We start from the raw sequence: 506 nt of genomic DNA, 5'->3' as shown, positions 1-506 counted from the left end.
CGCTTAGTTTTGCATTTTCTATACTTTTGTGGGGGTCATTACTAAACCAAAGGTGTTTACCACATAGTGAGACCCATTGGCTTTCTTTGTTCTTACTCAGATCGTGGTTAATATCAATAATACAAGGCATGTATATTCCTCAAACCTATCATGGCATTACTCACTAACAGAAAGTGTGAAGGGACTTCTTTGAAGTATCGCGTTTAAGGGGTAATTCAATCATCAAATTTACTGGGATAATTTAGCACATCACACACGTGCTGTCGATTAATTTCTATCCAATCACGATTTACTGCACCCCAATCTATTATCTTAAACTCACCACCTTTAGTGTGTTCAATTTTAATCTCCAATTCATGAATAGCTTTGATAGTATCCTGTGCGGTTCTACGAGGCATATTCGTTGCTTCCACTATTGCTGGGACAGTGTTAAAACCTCTATCAATTAGATATGCAACTAACAAACGTCTCAGAAATGAGGTTTGAGTTTTACTCGGCTTATTATC

At 37.2% G+C, this 506-nt stretch carries 1 protein-coding gene; it reads right to left on the bottom strand.

What is annotated here, in order from left to right:
* Positions 1-215 precede the first annotated feature (215 nt).
* Positions 216-506 (bottom strand): helix-turn-helix domain-containing protein (locus IQR33_RS03435; RefSeq protein ID WP_228013742.1); only part of this gene is annotated, 291 nt, incomplete at its 5' end.

Source organism: Vibrio sp. OPT46 (genome assembly GCF_015163535.1).
In the GTDB taxonomy this organism is placed as follows: domain Bacteria; phylum Pseudomonadota; class Gammaproteobacteria; order Enterobacterales; family Vibrionaceae; genus Vibrio; species Vibrio alginolyticus.
Note: the sequence above shows the minus strand (reverse complement) of the source record. Positions and strands in the feature narration are given on the sequence as shown.